The organism is Rosistilla oblonga (genome assembly GCF_007751715.1).
GTDB classification, from domain to species: domain Bacteria; phylum Planctomycetota; class Planctomycetia; order Pirellulales; family Pirellulaceae; genus Rosistilla; species Rosistilla oblonga.
The window spans coordinates 6,604,368-6,617,834 of the sequence record NZ_CP036292.1; the positions used below are offsets into that span (position 1 = coordinate 6,604,368).

The window sequence follows — 13,467 nt, forward strand, 5'->3', positions numbered from 1 at the left end:
GTTGTCCATATAACGCAAAGGCCACGTCGATCGATCGACGTGGCCTTTGTTTTTTTAATGCCAGCGGACAAGCGGCCCGCCAGCGAATTCAAACCGCTGGCGGATCGCGTTACGCTTCGTCGCCCGATTCCAGAATCTCGCGAGCCCGATCCGCGTCGCGGTTTGCGACCAGGACGGGGATTCCCTTGCTGGGGTTCCCAACGCCCGACAGCATCACGCTGGCGTTGGCACCTTGAGTGAAGCTCTGGATCCCGGCGCCACCCAATTGCGCCTGGATGATGCTCGCTTCGGTCGCCGAGTCGGCCCGAGCGATTACGACCTGAACCAGATCGCCCGGCTGAGGTTCAAAATAGCGATCCTCTGTGACCGACAAACCTGGCTCGACTCGGTCGGCGGTTTCTTGAGCGTCCTGAGCCCAACCGGGATGAATCTCGACCATCGCACCTGCGGCAACGCTTGCTCCCGCGGCAGTCAACCATCCGCGATGCAGATCGCTGATCGCCTGTCGCGATGCGGTCGGCGTGTCGCTCGGGGCACCATCGGCATTCTTCACCGGTGCGAAGATCTCCGCGGCAACCCCTTCGACAACAAACGCGTTTTTCGCCATCGGCAGCAGGTCGAAGATGAACCGTTCGAACTTGATAGCGTTCGGATCAGCGGGCGAGACCGCGTTGCCGCTGCCGTCGAGATGGGGGACCTTTTTATAGGCGCGATTGAACGCCAGCTTGTCGTCGTGATCGGTCGCCATCTTCAGGAAAGACGTTTTGAAAACATGGATCGCGATATTGCCAGCCCACAGCCGCAGCGAACCATCAGCCTCGGTCTGCCGAGCCGCCGCTTCGGGCAGGTGAATGTATTCGATAATCTGCACCTTCCCGTCGACCAGCACGACATTGCCGACGCGTTCCAGAGGGTCGCGTTTGCGAACAACCTGAGTCGTCATGTCGCTGTCGGCGAGGATGTGATGCCCGATCAGGGCAGCGTCGCAGGGATTGGCTAGCGGATTGTCGACCTGAGCGTAGGCGAGGTGTTCGATGCCGCGCGAGATCGCATCCTTCAAGCAACCGCTGGCGGCAAGCGCCGAAACCGTGCCACCGTGCCCGTCGGGGCTGAGCGCCAATTCATGCTTCGACTGCAGCAGCACGCGACCTGTCGCCCGATCGACTGCCGGCATCGTTCCCTGACAAAAGACGTGCAACTGGTCGTCGTGTAGCCCCAGGTTGTCGGTCTCCGCAAAATATTCGATCGTCTCAGCATGGGTTGCCGGACTGGTCATCACGTACAGCGGGATCATCACCTGATAGCGTTCGCAGATCGCCGCTAAAAGATCGGCGTGCATCTGAAAGAGTGTTCGCTGCGAGACCGGGCCGATCGGAAACAGGCCCTTCGGTTTCTCAAACCCCAGTCGCGAGCCTTGGCCTCCGGCGACCAAGATCATCCCGACCTTGCCGGCCGCCAGCGCTTCGCTGCCCGCTTCGACAGCTTGATCGATACTCCAGGCGGCTCCCGATCCATCGGCGCGGACGGCGCGTGGCGGCTCGGCGCGACTAGCGATCGCCTCGAGATCGACCTCCGCATCGGCGGCGTCGATCAAGCGTTGCAGCCGCGCGAAATCGATCTGCTCGATCTGTTCCGTAAGCTGCTGCCGCTGCGTGGAATCGATGTGATCCCAGAATTGAAGCAGATGTTCCTGACCGAAGCTGGCGAGTTTTGATTGCAATGAAGTATTCATAGGTTCCTGGGTCGGTAGGGAGTTCTTACGGGAACGCATGCCGTGCAAATTTAATGCCGAAAATTCCATTCCGACTTACTGTAACGCGATTCTACTAACTGATGGACACGTTCTTGGGGCCATTGTTGCAGGTTCCCCTGAACTTCAAAGGCATCAGCCATCGCGTCGCGCAGCCGCTGTTCACCCAGCGGCAGGTTAATCACAAACTGATCGTGCGATCGTCCCTCGCGGTAGTCGGGCTGGCGGGGGGGAACGCGGAGCGTCTGCTGCACCAAATCGATGGGGAAATCGAACAACAGCGTTCCATGGTAGAGCAGATGGCGGCGGGCGACGCGCAAGCTGTTGCCGGAGAACTTACGATTCTGCCAGGTGAGATCGCAGGTCCCTTGGAATTCGATCCGCCCCAACAGCCGAGCGACCGCGTCGCAGATCGTCTGCATGACAAACTGATGGGCGCGATCGAGGTCCTTCAGTTCCGGACGGAGGTCGGTATTAAGGACCAGCGAATACAACAGGCAGCCCGGCCCCACGGTGACCGAGGTTCCGCCGCTGCAACGCCGCAGGATGGGGATCGAGACCGAATCGCAGAACTCGCGATTCACCTCGTCCTCGACTTTGGAGCCACGGCCGACGACCACCGTCGGACGATCGAACTTCCACAGCCGCAGCACCTCGCTATCAGATTGGCTGCCGGCCGCCTCGGCCGCCTCCAACAACGCCTCGTCGAGCGCTAGATTTCCCGCGGACTGGGGCAACGATAGATCGAGTAACTGCATAGATTTGGGTCGTCAAAGGTTCTCGGGACGCGAGCACCATCGCTCGGTGCTGCCATTCAAGCGGTGAATCGCTTCGGTTTCCATCCCCCCAGAAGCGCCCAGCCGCCGGGGGAGTCGACGTTGCGAAAATGCAACGCTTGTGCCGTCGGTGAAACAAGCTGGTGGAGATAGCGAAACATTGCCGAAAAGGCTGTCGACAGGGAGCGGCTGGGACTTTAATTTTTTTTGAAAAACGTAACTACTTACCCATTGCGGATTTGCCTCTGCGGCTCGGCAAGTAATGATTTGCATATTGGTTACCCGCTGGACACACTAAAGATGTCTATCGCACGCGATGTGCATAGAGGCCTTGGTCCAGTTGAAATCGCTATCAATCTTTTCAGCCCCGAATCGCATCGGTCGGATTTGTTATGACGCACAAAAAGAACATCATCGCCCTTGTTTCGCTCTGCACGGCAGTCTCCGTGCCGGCTGCGGTCGAAGCTCAAGATGAGTGCTGTTTCCGCCCAGCCTACCGAATGCAATGTGAAACCGTCTACGAAGAGCAGAAGGTCACAAACTACCGATTGGTTTATGAAACCAATTATGTCGAGCGGGAGATCACCGAAGAGAAGCCGGTTGTCGAGACCAAGATGGAACAGCGGACCTATCGAGTCGCTAAACCGATCGTCGAGACGACCTATCGCGAAGATCGCTACACGGTCATGAAGCCAGTGCTGGAGACCAGCTATCGCGAAGAGATGCGAGCCCAGACTCGGTACGTCACCGAAACCGCCGAACGCGAGGAACAGGTCACGACCTATCGCCCCGTGACGACCACGCAATATCAACAGCAACAACAGGTCGTTCAACGCCCGGTTGTCGAAACGCAATATCAAACCGAAAACGTCACGACCTTCCGTCCCGTCACAACGGTTCAACAGCAGGTCGTCGACCAAGGTGGCTACGTCGCCCAGCAATACGTTCAACCGGGAACCGTCGGCTACGCAGCTCAGTGGAATCCAGCCGCTTATTATCAGCCCGGCCCCTTCGGCGTCTTTGCCACTCGTCGCGGTGCGTACCAAGCGGTCCCCTACGCGACGCCAGCGACAGTTCAAACTCAGATGACCTATCGCCCGAACTACGTCACACAACAATACCAACAAACGACGATGGTCCCGCAGGTTGTTCAACAACAGCGTCCGATCCAAGTCACACGTATGCAAAGCGAAGTTGTCACGCAAAACATCCCCGTCCAGGTGACGACGATGCAACCGACGACCGAGGTTCGCAAGATCCCATATCAAGTCAGTCGTCCGGTTACCGAATACATCAAGCATCAGGTTCCCGTTCAGTCTTACAAGATGGTTCCCGAGGAACACGTCCGCCGCGTTCCCGTGCAAACCCAACGGATCACCTACGAAACGCGTGTAGAACAGGTCCCGGTCAAGGTCTACAAGACGCAGACGGTTGTTAAGAAGGTTCGCGTTCCGCAAACGACAGCTCGCTACGTTCCCTACACCACGACGCGATTGGTACCACGCCAAGTCATGCAACGCGTGCCGCTGACCTATTACGATCCCTACAGCGCTGCGATCGTCTCCAGCTCGCCCGTCGAGACATCGATGTCCATCACCCCCACGCCAGCTGAAGCCACGGAAGATAAACCAGGCGTCACATCGCACAAGGTAGAGACCGAACTGGAAGCAGTCGAAGAGGTTGAAGAAGTCGACAGCCCCGAACCAACAGCAGATCCAGCGACCGACGCACCTGCAAAAGACTCGACGATCGACAGCCCAAGCGACAAAGATCCGATCGATGCTCCAACGCTCAACGGTCCGGGCAACGGGGCAAACGATCGCCCATCGACGGAAGCTTAAGCAGTCCCCATCGGGTTGTAACGCTGCGGAACGTAAAAACCAGCTCTTTTGTGGTTGTTCCGTGCCTCATCGCCCAGCGGTTGATTAATCTAGAGACGAAATCCAACGTCCTCGATATTTAGAATCAATCCTGGGAGATATCCATGCGTCTGCTCTACTGCACCCTCGCCTTGTCGCTGCCGCTGCTGGTCGGATCGTCGGCCTTTGCTCAAGACGAATCGAGCGTCGTCCAAGAGCTCCCGGTGGCAACTCCCACCGGCGACGAAGATCTTCCGGTTGCCAAGCCGACAGCAAGTGGCGACGACCCCGTCGCGACAGCCGTTTCCTCGCCTGGCGCTCTCGCCACGCGGCCGCTGAGCGTTACGATCACGCTCGCTAATCAAAGCGTGATCCGCGGAACGCTGACCGACACGACCGAAGTACAGATGAAGACAGGGTTTGGCGAATTGATGATCCCGCTGTCGGAAGTCGCCGGGATTCGCTTTGCTTCACAGGAAGACACCTCGACCACGATCGTGATGCTCAATGGCGATTCGGTGACCGGTGCGACCGACGTCAAACGATTGACGATCGATACCGAATGGGGTGCCGCTCAAGTCAACGGCCCCAGCATCGCATCGATCCTTCTGGTCCCCAACCTGCAATGGAGTTCGATCGCTGGACTCAATGGCAAACGCTGGTACCTAACCGAATCGAACAACGTCCCCACCAACGCCAACAGCGGCGGCAACCGCTCCGCCTCGCCAACTCCCGTTCCCAGCAACAGCTTCCCGTCGAACAACGGAACGCTCTCGGCACCGCCAACCTTCCGCTCGCGTTAGAATGTCCAGCGGACAACTCCACCGGGAACAAATGCAGCATCAACACTAAAATTTAAGGTAGTGGACGAGGTCACGAGTCCTTCGGCGCCAGAGATGATGGGGACTCGTGACCTCCTGTCGATTACCCACAAGTCATTGGTCTGGTCCGAAGGCTTGCCAGCAGAGGGCGAAGTCGAGCATTCGCCGCGTGCCTCGCCAGATCACTTCGGCTCCCGGCGGACCGTCGCCTTGGCGGTGATTGTAGCCGCCAAGGGTCGCAAGGACCGGGATGAATTGTGACAGCTCAGGAGCTTGCTTTGGGGGAGCCGTCTTTTCCACCACTTTCCAGACCGACTTCCATTCCGCTTCGCTGAAGACGACATCACAGGGAAGCTCTGGACACTCGCGGCCTAAGAAGGTCACAAACATGATCCGCCATGCGATTACTTTGTAAAACATCAACGCGCGGATCAGTCGGTCTCTCGCTTCGAGTTGAATCTCTTCGACCCGGCAGCCAGTTTTGAAAACTCGAAAGAATACTTCGATTGGCCAACGAGCCACATACAAATCCACAATCCGCAGCGTCTGGGCAATCGTGTCGACCGGCAGAGAACTCAGTAACAGCCAGTCGACTTCGGTTCCGTCGCCTGGGCCATCGATCTCGCTCACCCAAACGACACTGATCTCGACCGGCGGCATCGAAGACTGCTTGTTGTGTGGCGCACGAAGAGTCATCCGCTTCGCTCGAATTTCTAACTTCGCAGTGCGTGCTTCACGGCCAGGGTGTTGTTTGTTTCCTGATCCTTTGGTTCGCTCGGGCGTTTGGGGAAGCTGGACTTCGCGGTAAGCGACCGGCTGGGCGGATGCGATTTCGGCACGCATTTTCTTATAAGCCGCAGGCCCGCCATCGGGGTCTTTCTCCGGCAACGAGCGTTTTCGCTGCGAGCGAATGACGAACTGAGCCGGTGTTTCATGCTGATCGGCTTCGACGAAAATGTCGTAGATGTCTCCTTCGCGATCGGCCAGCGAAACGATCTGAGTTTCAGGACATTTTCCGGCGATCTCGCAGGCCTTGCGATAACCATCGAGCCATCGTTGCCCTTCGCCGGTGTGTAGGGGTTGGCCTTCTCGCTTCTTGCTGGTGCCGAGCGCTTCTTTGTCGCGATCGTAGAACTTAACACCGACCACCCCGAGACAAAGTTTCTCCGGCGTGAAGGCGATGTGGGAATGATCGTAAAGTCCACGGCGGCCTAAGCGATCGAGATTGCGGACGCCTTCGGGCGGATGCGCGGTGTAGTCCAGTTCGGTGGTATCTTGTGCGATGCAAACGGTGTCTTGGGCTTTGATTCGTTGGAGTGTCTTTTCAGCGTGAGCCCCGAGAATGGCTTCGGGATCGACGTTGGGGTTATCGAATAGACGGTAAGCGGCTTTGGTTTCGTCCCAGCCACTGCAAGCTTCGTTGATACTGGCCGAAGGGTTGGCCGCCAGCGAGGCGAGCAACGCTTCGGCTCGATCGTTGAGACGTTTGTCTCCAAGTTGAATATCTTGAAATTCGTATGCGATACTGGTCGGTTGCATGCTTTCACCTTAAGATTTCATTGTGCAAAATGAAATACTACAAGCGCAAATACCGTGCCAAAACGAGCTGTTTTTGCGGCGACTTGTGGGTAATCAACAGCTCGTGACCTCGTCCACTACCATCAGGCCTAAAATCCAAGTTCGACCAACCGCTAGAAAGAATGAACAGCGATTGCGATCGAGGGCCGATCGCGATCGCGGGTTCACTACTCCGCTTGCCAAAGCCGACCCGATCGATCGACTCTGGCAACTGCTCGTCGGTTCACACCACTGCGATGCAGCGAGATAGTGCGCCGGAAGAGAGCGTGCCGGGAGATCTCTCCTCAACAGGCGAATAGAGATACGCACTGTTGTTGCCCACATTCCCGGACGCTCAATCGAAGAACTCTACTGTTCGCGGAGTTCTTTTGCGACGCGCTTCTGCTCAGCCGCCATCTCTTCAGCGTAGGCATCCTCATCGAACACCTCCGCTTCGCCAGCGGAATCTTCCGGACTCGATGTCGGCCCGCAGCCGACACTTGTGGTACCGGCGACCATCGCCAGCAGGACAAGCAGGGTGGAGGTCAACTTTGCAAAGCGGAACTCTTCGTAACGCATGGATCTCTCTTCTGTCAGGGGGAAGTTTCGCCGCTGCCCAACATTGGCGGCAGATAAACGGTGGCCGCAGCAAACATCGTGCTATCGACCTATCCTAACAGCGTAAGCGGAATGCAGCGCACAGGAAACATCCAGATCCTATTGGGGCTAAAAAACCCACCAGATTGATACTAAGAAATTCGTGTCGTTGCGTAAAATCAAACCCAAAACTAGAGTGCAAGGCTCCTTTGTCGAATCTTGTGTCGCCTACCCGCGACGCCCCCCCAGCAACGTTGCATGTGGGGCGGCCGATCTAATGGTTCGTTCGATTCGACAATCCATTTTTCCTTGGAGATACTTAGCTTGCAAAAATTCTCACGTCGAAACGGTTTTACATTAGTCGAATTGCTGGTGGTGATTGCGATCATCGGCATCTTGGTCGGTCTGCTGCTGCCAGCGGTTCAGGCGGCGCGCGAAGCAGCCCGCCGAATGCAGTGCAGCAACAACCTCAAGCAACTCGGCATCTCGCTGCACAACTACCACGACACTTACAAGTCGTTTGTTCCCCGCAAACAGGGAACCGGTACCTGCGGCTCTCCACGCGACAACTGCAATCGACTCAGCGGCTTCATCGGGCTGCTTCCTTTCATGGAACAGAAACCGATGTACGATCAGATCATGGCTGGCGATGGCACACGTCCACCTGGCGGCCCCGAAGGCTGGGCCAGTTGGTCGGTTTGGGACCAAGCTCCCGAAGGGCTTCGCTGCCCATCGGGCGCCTACTCGGGAACTCCCGACTCGACGAACAACTACATGTTCAGCGTCGGCGACCAGATCGATAACAACCGCGATCGCACCGACGTTCGCGGCGTGTTCGCCTATCGTCGCGGAGCGCGATTTGCCGACATCACCGACGGCACAAGCAACACGATTGCGATGAGCGAACATCAGCGAGGCAACTTCTCGCGCGGCACCAACAGCCAGCCACGCATCCAGATGTCGATCATCGGTAGCGTCGACCCGCGGACGAATCCAGGTGCTTGCCTGCAGACCCACACCAACGGGATCTACAACAACGTCGCCGAGGTCAAGTCGCGGTTTGGAACGCGTTGGACCGATGGTCAAACCGAACGTGTAGGTTTCACCACAGTGATTCCTCCCAACGGTCCATCGTGTCACGAAGGAACTGACGTCAACGCCGACGCCGCTCACTCGGTGATCTCGCCCAGCAGCTACCATCCCGGTGGCGTGATGTCGGTCTTCTGCGATGGTTCGGTCCGGTTCATCTCCGACACCATCGACACCGGCAGCCTGTCGTCGGTCGCGGCATGGCGCGGCACCGGATACGACAGCGGCACCAGCCCGTTTGGCGTCTGGGGCGCGATGGGATCCAAGAATGGTGGCGAGATCGTGACGCAATAGTCTCGCGATCGAACCGGCCTCTACACACTGGCCGATTCTATTGGCAAATCGAAGCGGGCCGCGTTTCTCCTACAGAGGAATGCGGCTCGTTTTTTTTCGGCAACAACAGAAACGCGAGGGCTCGGGGATTAGCAGCTTCCCAACACAGACGGCCCCGCAGCGAGACCGCTGGTTCTAATCGGGTGAATAGGCTTCGACGGAAGCCGCGACAAGCCTTCCGCCATCGCGCCGGCCGCGAATAAAGACAAGCAGCCCTTCGTCGATCTGGTCGCCGTCGACGCGAGCTCCATTTAACGTCACCTCGGTGGCGTCGAGCATCGCAACTTCGCTGCGTCCGGCGCGGAAGTCGCGCACGACCAGCATGCCCTCCCGTTTGGAATCGATCATTCCACGCAGCGTATGCTTGCCCGCCGGTTGCTTCTTCGATAGATCCGCGAAATCGTCGCGGCGATCGACAGTGCGATCATCGCGTTGCTGGGTCCGAACCGGCATGCGTTCGACACGCAACCGATTGTTCACTCGACTCACTCCCTCGACACCGGCAACCCTTCGACCGATTCGCATCCGATCGAGGAAGCTCGACACACCTCCCTGCAAAGTCACCTCCCCAGCAACCACACGCGCCTCGACGGCGGCCGGGATCCGATGGATCAGCGACCGCAGTTCTTCGTCGACGTCTCGCTGGATGATCTGGTCGGGAGGCCGAATCGGATACTCCGAATCGGCTTGCAGTTGCGATGCGGTAAACGCTGCGAACAGAAGAGCAGCGATTGTATTAATAGCTTTCATGGTAGCGTTCCTCGTTTGGATTACCTTGCGATCGATGTCTAAACGGATCGCTCCATCACCACGGCATCATCGATCGGTAATCCTTGCCTCCAGCGGATGCGTCGGGGATAAAAACGACCACGGGGTCTAACTCTTGCTCACTCCTTTCGCGTATAGACTTGCGGATACATAAAGGTCGGTTGCTTGTCGGGACACAGGTAAGTGAAGCGTTCGGAGATCTCTTTGCCGCCGTGCATCAACGTGATGCCGATCTCGACAGGTGATTCTTCGCTAGGCCGGAAAACCAGCTCGACCTCGCAATCGCCGGTCGCTGTCGTCTTCGCGGTTTTGGATATCAATTCACCGCGAACCAGCGACGTGTCGACGATCAGCGAATCGTCGCCGACTTGCCGCAAATCCTGTCGCATCGCATCGGGTGTGAAAGTTACTTTCAGAGCGATCCGATCCGCGTCCCGGGTTACAGAAAATCCGGTTGCCCGCGCCACGCCCGACTGCTCGGGAAGATCGCCGGGGAAGATGCGAATCGTATAATCCAGTTCCATCGGCTCGCCGAGCGTCGGCAGCTGGTCGGGAACCCAATACGCCCCGATGTTATCGATCCCCTCGTGAGCCCCCGGCAGCTCGATCAGCTCGATCGATCCCGCCGTCAGCTTCTGGCTCGGCTCGATCCAAAGGCTCGGCCGCTTGTGATACTGAGCGTTCGAATCGGCGAAGTGGTCGTAGTCGCAATTGCGTTGAATCACGCCGAACCCTGTCACCTGCTTGGCCGCGACCCTCGATACCGAAGGATACGATTGCCGCGAGAACGCCCGCCAAATCCAATCACCATTCCCATCGCGAACCAACAGTCCATCGGAATCGTGAACCGCAGGCCGCTGGTCCATCGGCGGCCCCTGCAAACCATCTCCCCAGATCCACATGCTTGTCAGCGGGGCGATCCCAACCTTCTCCGGGACCCGACGAAAAAAGAGAGAACAGCGGACATGGATCCGCGTCTCCAGCGCACCGGGCTGCAGTTCAAATTGGTAGGCTCCGCAGACGGTTTCGCTGTCCATCAGCGCTAAGACCGTTTGCCCTGTATCGGCCGCTTGAGGCAGGGGCAGCCAAAACGCTCTGAAAAACGGGAACTCTTCGTCGCGAGGCAGACCGATATCGACAGCCAGCCCGCGAGCCGAAGCGCCGTAGACGGTCGCTGCACTGCGACCGCGGAAGTAGCTGGATCCGAGGAACGTCAGGATCTCTTGAACATCGGGCGTCTCGGGAAAGCGACCGACAATTCGAATCCCAGCATGCCCCGCATCGGCTAACGTGTCGGGCTGGGCGATCGGAACGCCATAGTGGAAGTTGTCGGTCGAAAACGGGATCTCGCGCGATGCCCCCGCTTCGATAACAAACAACGAAACACGATCCCGCTGCACAAACCCGCGGTGAAAGGTTTCGATCCAGAACGGCGACCGCGTGTTTCTCCAAACCGCTTTCTCGTGTCGAAATTGAATCTCGCGGTACTGTTCGTAGTCCAGACTCTCGAGCGACTTTGGAATCGGAGCTCGCGGAACAAAGTCGCTTTTCGATAGATCGGCGACCAATTTCAGAAGCGTCTCAAACGAAGTGACCTTCGCTAGCTTCGAATCGACTTGCGGCGACTCGGCCCAACTGGGGATTGCACCGCTAGGCTGAAGAAGGAACAGAACCAAAAGAAGAGCTGAGAACCGCATCGTAAAACTCCAACGGGATCGAAGAGGACTTCGCGTAGGATTAGCAAGTCCTGTACCGCAGGAATCAATCGATCTGTTCGTCGCGAGAAAAACCGGCCAGCCGCAGGCCTCGGATCGCAGCGGGGTGACGCCCGAACCAATCCCAAACACTCCCGGAAATCAAGTTCTCCGCCATCAGCAGCGAGACCCCGGTATCGATCCCAATCACATCCGAATCGATCCATCCGGAGGCGGGATTGTGAGCGTTTACGAAGCCATATCGGCCGCAGATCGCATCTCCAAATTGCGATTCCTGATAGCGAAGCGTTTCCATCGCCTGGCGTGGAACAAAGGGCAGCCCGCCGGCGGCCGCGCTGGGGACAAGCGTGCCATCGATCCCGCGGTCCGGCTCGCACCGCCCGTCCTGATAGGGACCTCCCCAATCGCGATAGCCCGCGTCGCTGTCGCTGCTGGTCAGCCCCCAAAGCCGCGGCCCGTAGTGGCCAAGCTGATCGGGATATTTGCTCCCAAGGTCGGTCATGAATTGGATTTGAGCCAGGTGGGCGGTCACTGCGTTGTCGAAGTAGCTTCGCCCGCTGGGAGATCGAAAGCGGCGGAAATCAAAAAACGCAGCCGGGTATTGATGAACAAACAGCGGCGGGTAGCTGAGGAATGAAGTATCGCCAAACGTTAGGATCGGTCTCCGGTTCCAAGCCTGCCAACAACGCGGGGGAATCGGATTTTCCGGTGCTCCGATCGCCAACAGCACAAGAATCAACAGCTCGCTGAAGTGGTCCCATCGATGCGGAATCGTACCATCTTCGGGAGTCCAACCCATGTGCAAACAATCGTCGCTGCCCAGCATCCAAGTCCATTCGACGCGCCGATAGAGCGCGTCGGCCAATGCGACGATCGAACGCTCTTCGCTGAAGCAGCCAGCCGCCGTCATCGCCCCGGCAACGACCAATGCCGTGTCGATCGTCGACGCTTCGCTGTTCCAAGTCCGCCGCGCGTCGGCGCGGTTTAGAAAGTGATACAGAAACCCGCGTTCGTGATCGGCCCGTTCAACCAAAGTACGAAGCAACACCTCCACGCGCTCGGCGATCTCGCCGCGCGGCAGCCACTCCTGATCGGCGGCGATCGCATGAGCGGCGAGCCCAAATCCACAAGCAGCGATACTGGAGTGCTCGCTGGCCCGACTGCCATCGGCTGCCGATCGATCCGAAACCAACCCGGTCGCCGGGTGCGACGCCTCGAGAAAATAACGGTAACATCGCTGCTGCATGTCGCGCAAGAAAAGGCCATCGTCGCGTGCCACCACATCAGCGTTTGCTGCCTGCACCAGCGGTGGCAACGACAGCCCAGACACAAATAAAAAGCTTCTTCGCTTCATCGAGATCTACTTTCGAATGACATCTTTACGCCGCGCGATCCGCCGCTGGTCCGATTACGACCAGGTTGCTGGACAACGCTGCATGCGTTGGTTGACGGCGATTCACCCCGCCTCGCTCACGTTCGTTCCGCAGGGCAAAAAGCTTCAGTTAACGGTGTGGCCCGGCGATTCGCCGTGAATCGAATTAAACGGCGACCTTAGCTCCCTTAGCAAATGCTGTCCCAGTCTCGCAGACTTTCCCCCGGATCGTTCTTCGCCGACGGTTGGCAACTTGGCACACCGTTTGAACTGAAGGCCAGCGACCGAGCGAATGCAAGTTGCGATTCGCACGTCCTCCTCAAAGCGAAAGGTCGCGATTCCCATGGCTACTCAACAACTCATCACGCCCCACTTTTTGGATCCCTCGCTCGTCGATGGACCAGCGACTCCCAACGGCGAAACCGAAATTCAACAGCGCGTTCAACGGTACCTGATGCGAGCGGGGCTGGCCGAACCGCACGCTCGACAAGCTGCCGACCAAATCACATCCGATGTCTCCCGCCAACCTTGCGACGACGATCCCACAGTCCGGCAACGCCAGGCGATCTCGCTGGCGATCGCGCACGTGCAAGCTCAATCCGACGGCGACCAGCGCCTCCCCAATCGTTCGGTCCCGACGGAATCTTGGCAAGCGATGGTGAAAGCCAGCGATGCCCATCGCCGACGCCGCCACCGGCGAACACGGTTACTGATCTCGTTAGGTCAATCGCTGCTGCGACTTCCCAAGCCGAACCCGGCGGTGAGAACCTCGTAACCGGTGGGGCACTCGCCCGCTGACCTCACGTTTTGTGATTTACGTTCATTCGTTT

General features: G+C 58.0%; 12 protein-coding genes. 5 read left to right on the forward strand and 7 right to left on the reverse strand.

The annotated features are described in order from the left end of the window. Positions 1–109 precede the first annotated feature (109 nt). Entirely contained in the window at positions 110–1,732 is a 1,623-nt protein-coding gene (locus CA51_RS23295) for a UTP--glucose-1-phosphate uridylyltransferase (RefSeq protein WP_231745854.1), read from the reverse strand. A gap of 50 nt (positions 1,733–1,782) precedes the next feature. Next, positions 1,783–2,508 (reverse strand): lipoate--protein ligase family protein, encoded by a 726-nt coding sequence (locus CA51_RS23300; RefSeq protein WP_145123536.1) that lies wholly within the window; start codon positions 2,506–2,508, stop codon positions 1,783–1,785. Positions 2,509–2,918: 410 nt separating this feature from the next. Here CA51_RS23300 and CA51_RS23305 point away from each other — a divergent pair, with 410 nt between their 5' ends. Together CA51_RS23305 and CA51_RS23310 are read left to right on the forward strand one after the other, a co-directional pair. Beyond that, on the forward strand, positions 2,919–4,367 hold the full coding sequence (locus CA51_RS23305; RefSeq protein WP_145123537.1) for a hypothetical protein: 1,449 nt from the start codon (positions 2,919–2,921) through the stop codon (positions 4,365–4,367). Positions 4,368–4,510: 143 nt separating this feature from the next. After that, positions 4,511–5,188, forward strand: coding sequence for a hypothetical protein (locus tag CA51_RS23310; RefSeq protein ID WP_145123538.1), 678 nt, complete (start codon positions 4,511–4,513; stop codon positions 5,186–5,188). 132 nt (positions 5,189–5,320) lie between these two features. On the opposite strand, the gene CA51_RS23315 is transcribed toward CA51_RS23310, so the two are convergent. Together CA51_RS23315 and CA51_RS23320 are read right to left on the reverse strand one after the other, a co-directional pair. Further along, a complete protein-coding gene (locus tag CA51_RS23315; RefSeq protein ID WP_145117415.1) occupies positions 5,321–6,745 on the reverse strand; it encodes an IS4 family transposase in 1,425 nt (474 codons plus the stop codon). A gap of 387 nt (positions 6,746–7,132) precedes the next feature. Beyond that, complete coding sequence (locus CA51_RS23320) at positions 7,133–7,342, reverse strand: hypothetical protein (RefSeq protein ID WP_145123539.1); 210 nt, start codon at positions 7,340–7,342, stop codon at positions 7,133–7,135. A gap of 342 nt (positions 7,343–7,684) precedes the next feature. Here CA51_RS23320 and CA51_RS23325 point away from each other — a divergent pair, with 342 nt between their 5' ends. Beyond that, positions 7,685–8,743 (forward strand): DUF1559 domain-containing protein, encoded by a 1,059-nt coding sequence (locus tag CA51_RS23325; protein WP_231745855.1) that lies wholly within the window; start codon positions 7,685–7,687, stop codon positions 8,741–8,743. 174 nt (positions 8,744–8,917) lie between these two features. Here the strand turns inward: CA51_RS23325 and CA51_RS23330 are convergent, their stop codons facing one another. The 3 genes from CA51_RS23330 to CA51_RS23340 form a co-directional block, all read right to left on the reverse strand. Then, complete coding sequence (locus CA51_RS23330) at positions 8,918–9,532, reverse strand: BON domain-containing protein (RefSeq protein WP_145123541.1); 615 nt, start codon at positions 9,530–9,532, stop codon at positions 8,918–8,920. A gap of 137 nt (positions 9,533–9,669) precedes the next feature. After that, the gene (locus CA51_RS23335) at positions 9,670–11,247 is read right to left on the reverse strand and encodes a glucan biosynthesis protein (RefSeq protein WP_145123542.1); all 1,578 of its coding nucleotides are present in this window, start codon (positions 11,245–11,247) and stop codon (positions 9,670–9,672) included. A 64-nt stretch (positions 11,248–11,311) separates the two neighbouring features. Continuing rightward, on the reverse strand, positions 11,312–12,619 hold the full coding sequence (locus tag CA51_RS23340) for a glucoamylase family protein (protein WP_145123543.1): 1,308 nt from the start codon (positions 12,617–12,619) through the stop codon (positions 11,312–11,314). A 16-nt stretch (positions 12,620–12,635) separates the two neighbouring features. Between CA51_RS23340 and CA51_RS25985 the strand changes: the two genes are divergently transcribed. Next, the gene (locus CA51_RS25985) at positions 12,636–12,797 is read left to right on the forward strand and encodes a hypothetical protein (protein ID WP_197451421.1); all 162 of its coding nucleotides are present in this window, start codon (positions 12,636–12,638) and stop codon (positions 12,795–12,797) included. Positions 12,798–12,980: 183 nt separating this feature from the next. Continuing rightward, positions 12,981–13,412 (forward strand): hypothetical protein, encoded by a 432-nt coding sequence (locus CA51_RS23345; protein WP_145123544.1) that lies wholly within the window; start codon positions 12,981–12,983, stop codon positions 13,410–13,412. Positions 13,413–13,467: the final 55 nt, after the last annotated feature.

Bases quoted from the DNA above. Each gene is read 5' to 3' on its own strand.
- CA51_RS23295 (WP_231745854.1), bottom strand. From the start codon at position 1,732: ATGAATACTTCATTGCAATCAAAACTCGCCAGCTTCGGTCAGGAACAT.
- CA51_RS23300 (WP_145123536.1), bottom strand. From the start codon at position 2,508: ATGCAGTTACTCGATCTATCGTTGCCCCAGTCCGCGGGAAATCTAGCG.
- CA51_RS23305 (WP_145123537.1), top strand. From the start codon at position 2,919: ATGACGCACAAAAAGAACATCATCGCCCTTGTTTCGCTCTGCACGGCA.
- CA51_RS23310 (WP_145123538.1), top strand. From the start codon at position 4,511: ATGCGTCTGCTCTACTGCACCCTCGCCTTGTCGCTGCCGCTGCTGGTC.
- CA51_RS23315 (WP_145117415.1), bottom strand. From the start codon at position 6,745: ATGCAACCGACCAGTATCGCATACGAATTTCAAGATATTCAACTTGGA.
- CA51_RS23320 (WP_145123539.1), bottom strand. From the start codon at position 7,342: ATGCGTTACGAAGAGTTCCGCTTTGCAAAGTTGACCTCCACCCTGCTT.
- CA51_RS23330 (WP_145123541.1), bottom strand. From the start codon at position 9,532: ATGAAAGCTATTAATACAATCGCTGCTCTTCTGTTCGCAGCGTTTACC.
- CA51_RS23335 (WP_145123542.1), bottom strand. From the start codon at position 11,247: ATGCGGTTCTCAGCTCTTCTTTTGGTTCTGTTCCTTCTTCAGCCTAGC.
- CA51_RS23340 (WP_145123543.1), bottom strand. From the start codon at position 12,619: ATGAAGCGAAGAAGCTTTTTATTTGTGTCTGGGCTGTCGTTGCCACCG.
- CA51_RS25985 (WP_197451421.1), top strand. From the start codon at position 12,636: ATGACATCTTTACGCCGCGCGATCCGCCGCTGGTCCGATTACGACCAG.
- CA51_RS23345 (WP_145123544.1), top strand. From the start codon at position 12,981: ATGGCTACTCAACAACTCATCACGCCCCACTTTTTGGATCCCTCGCTC.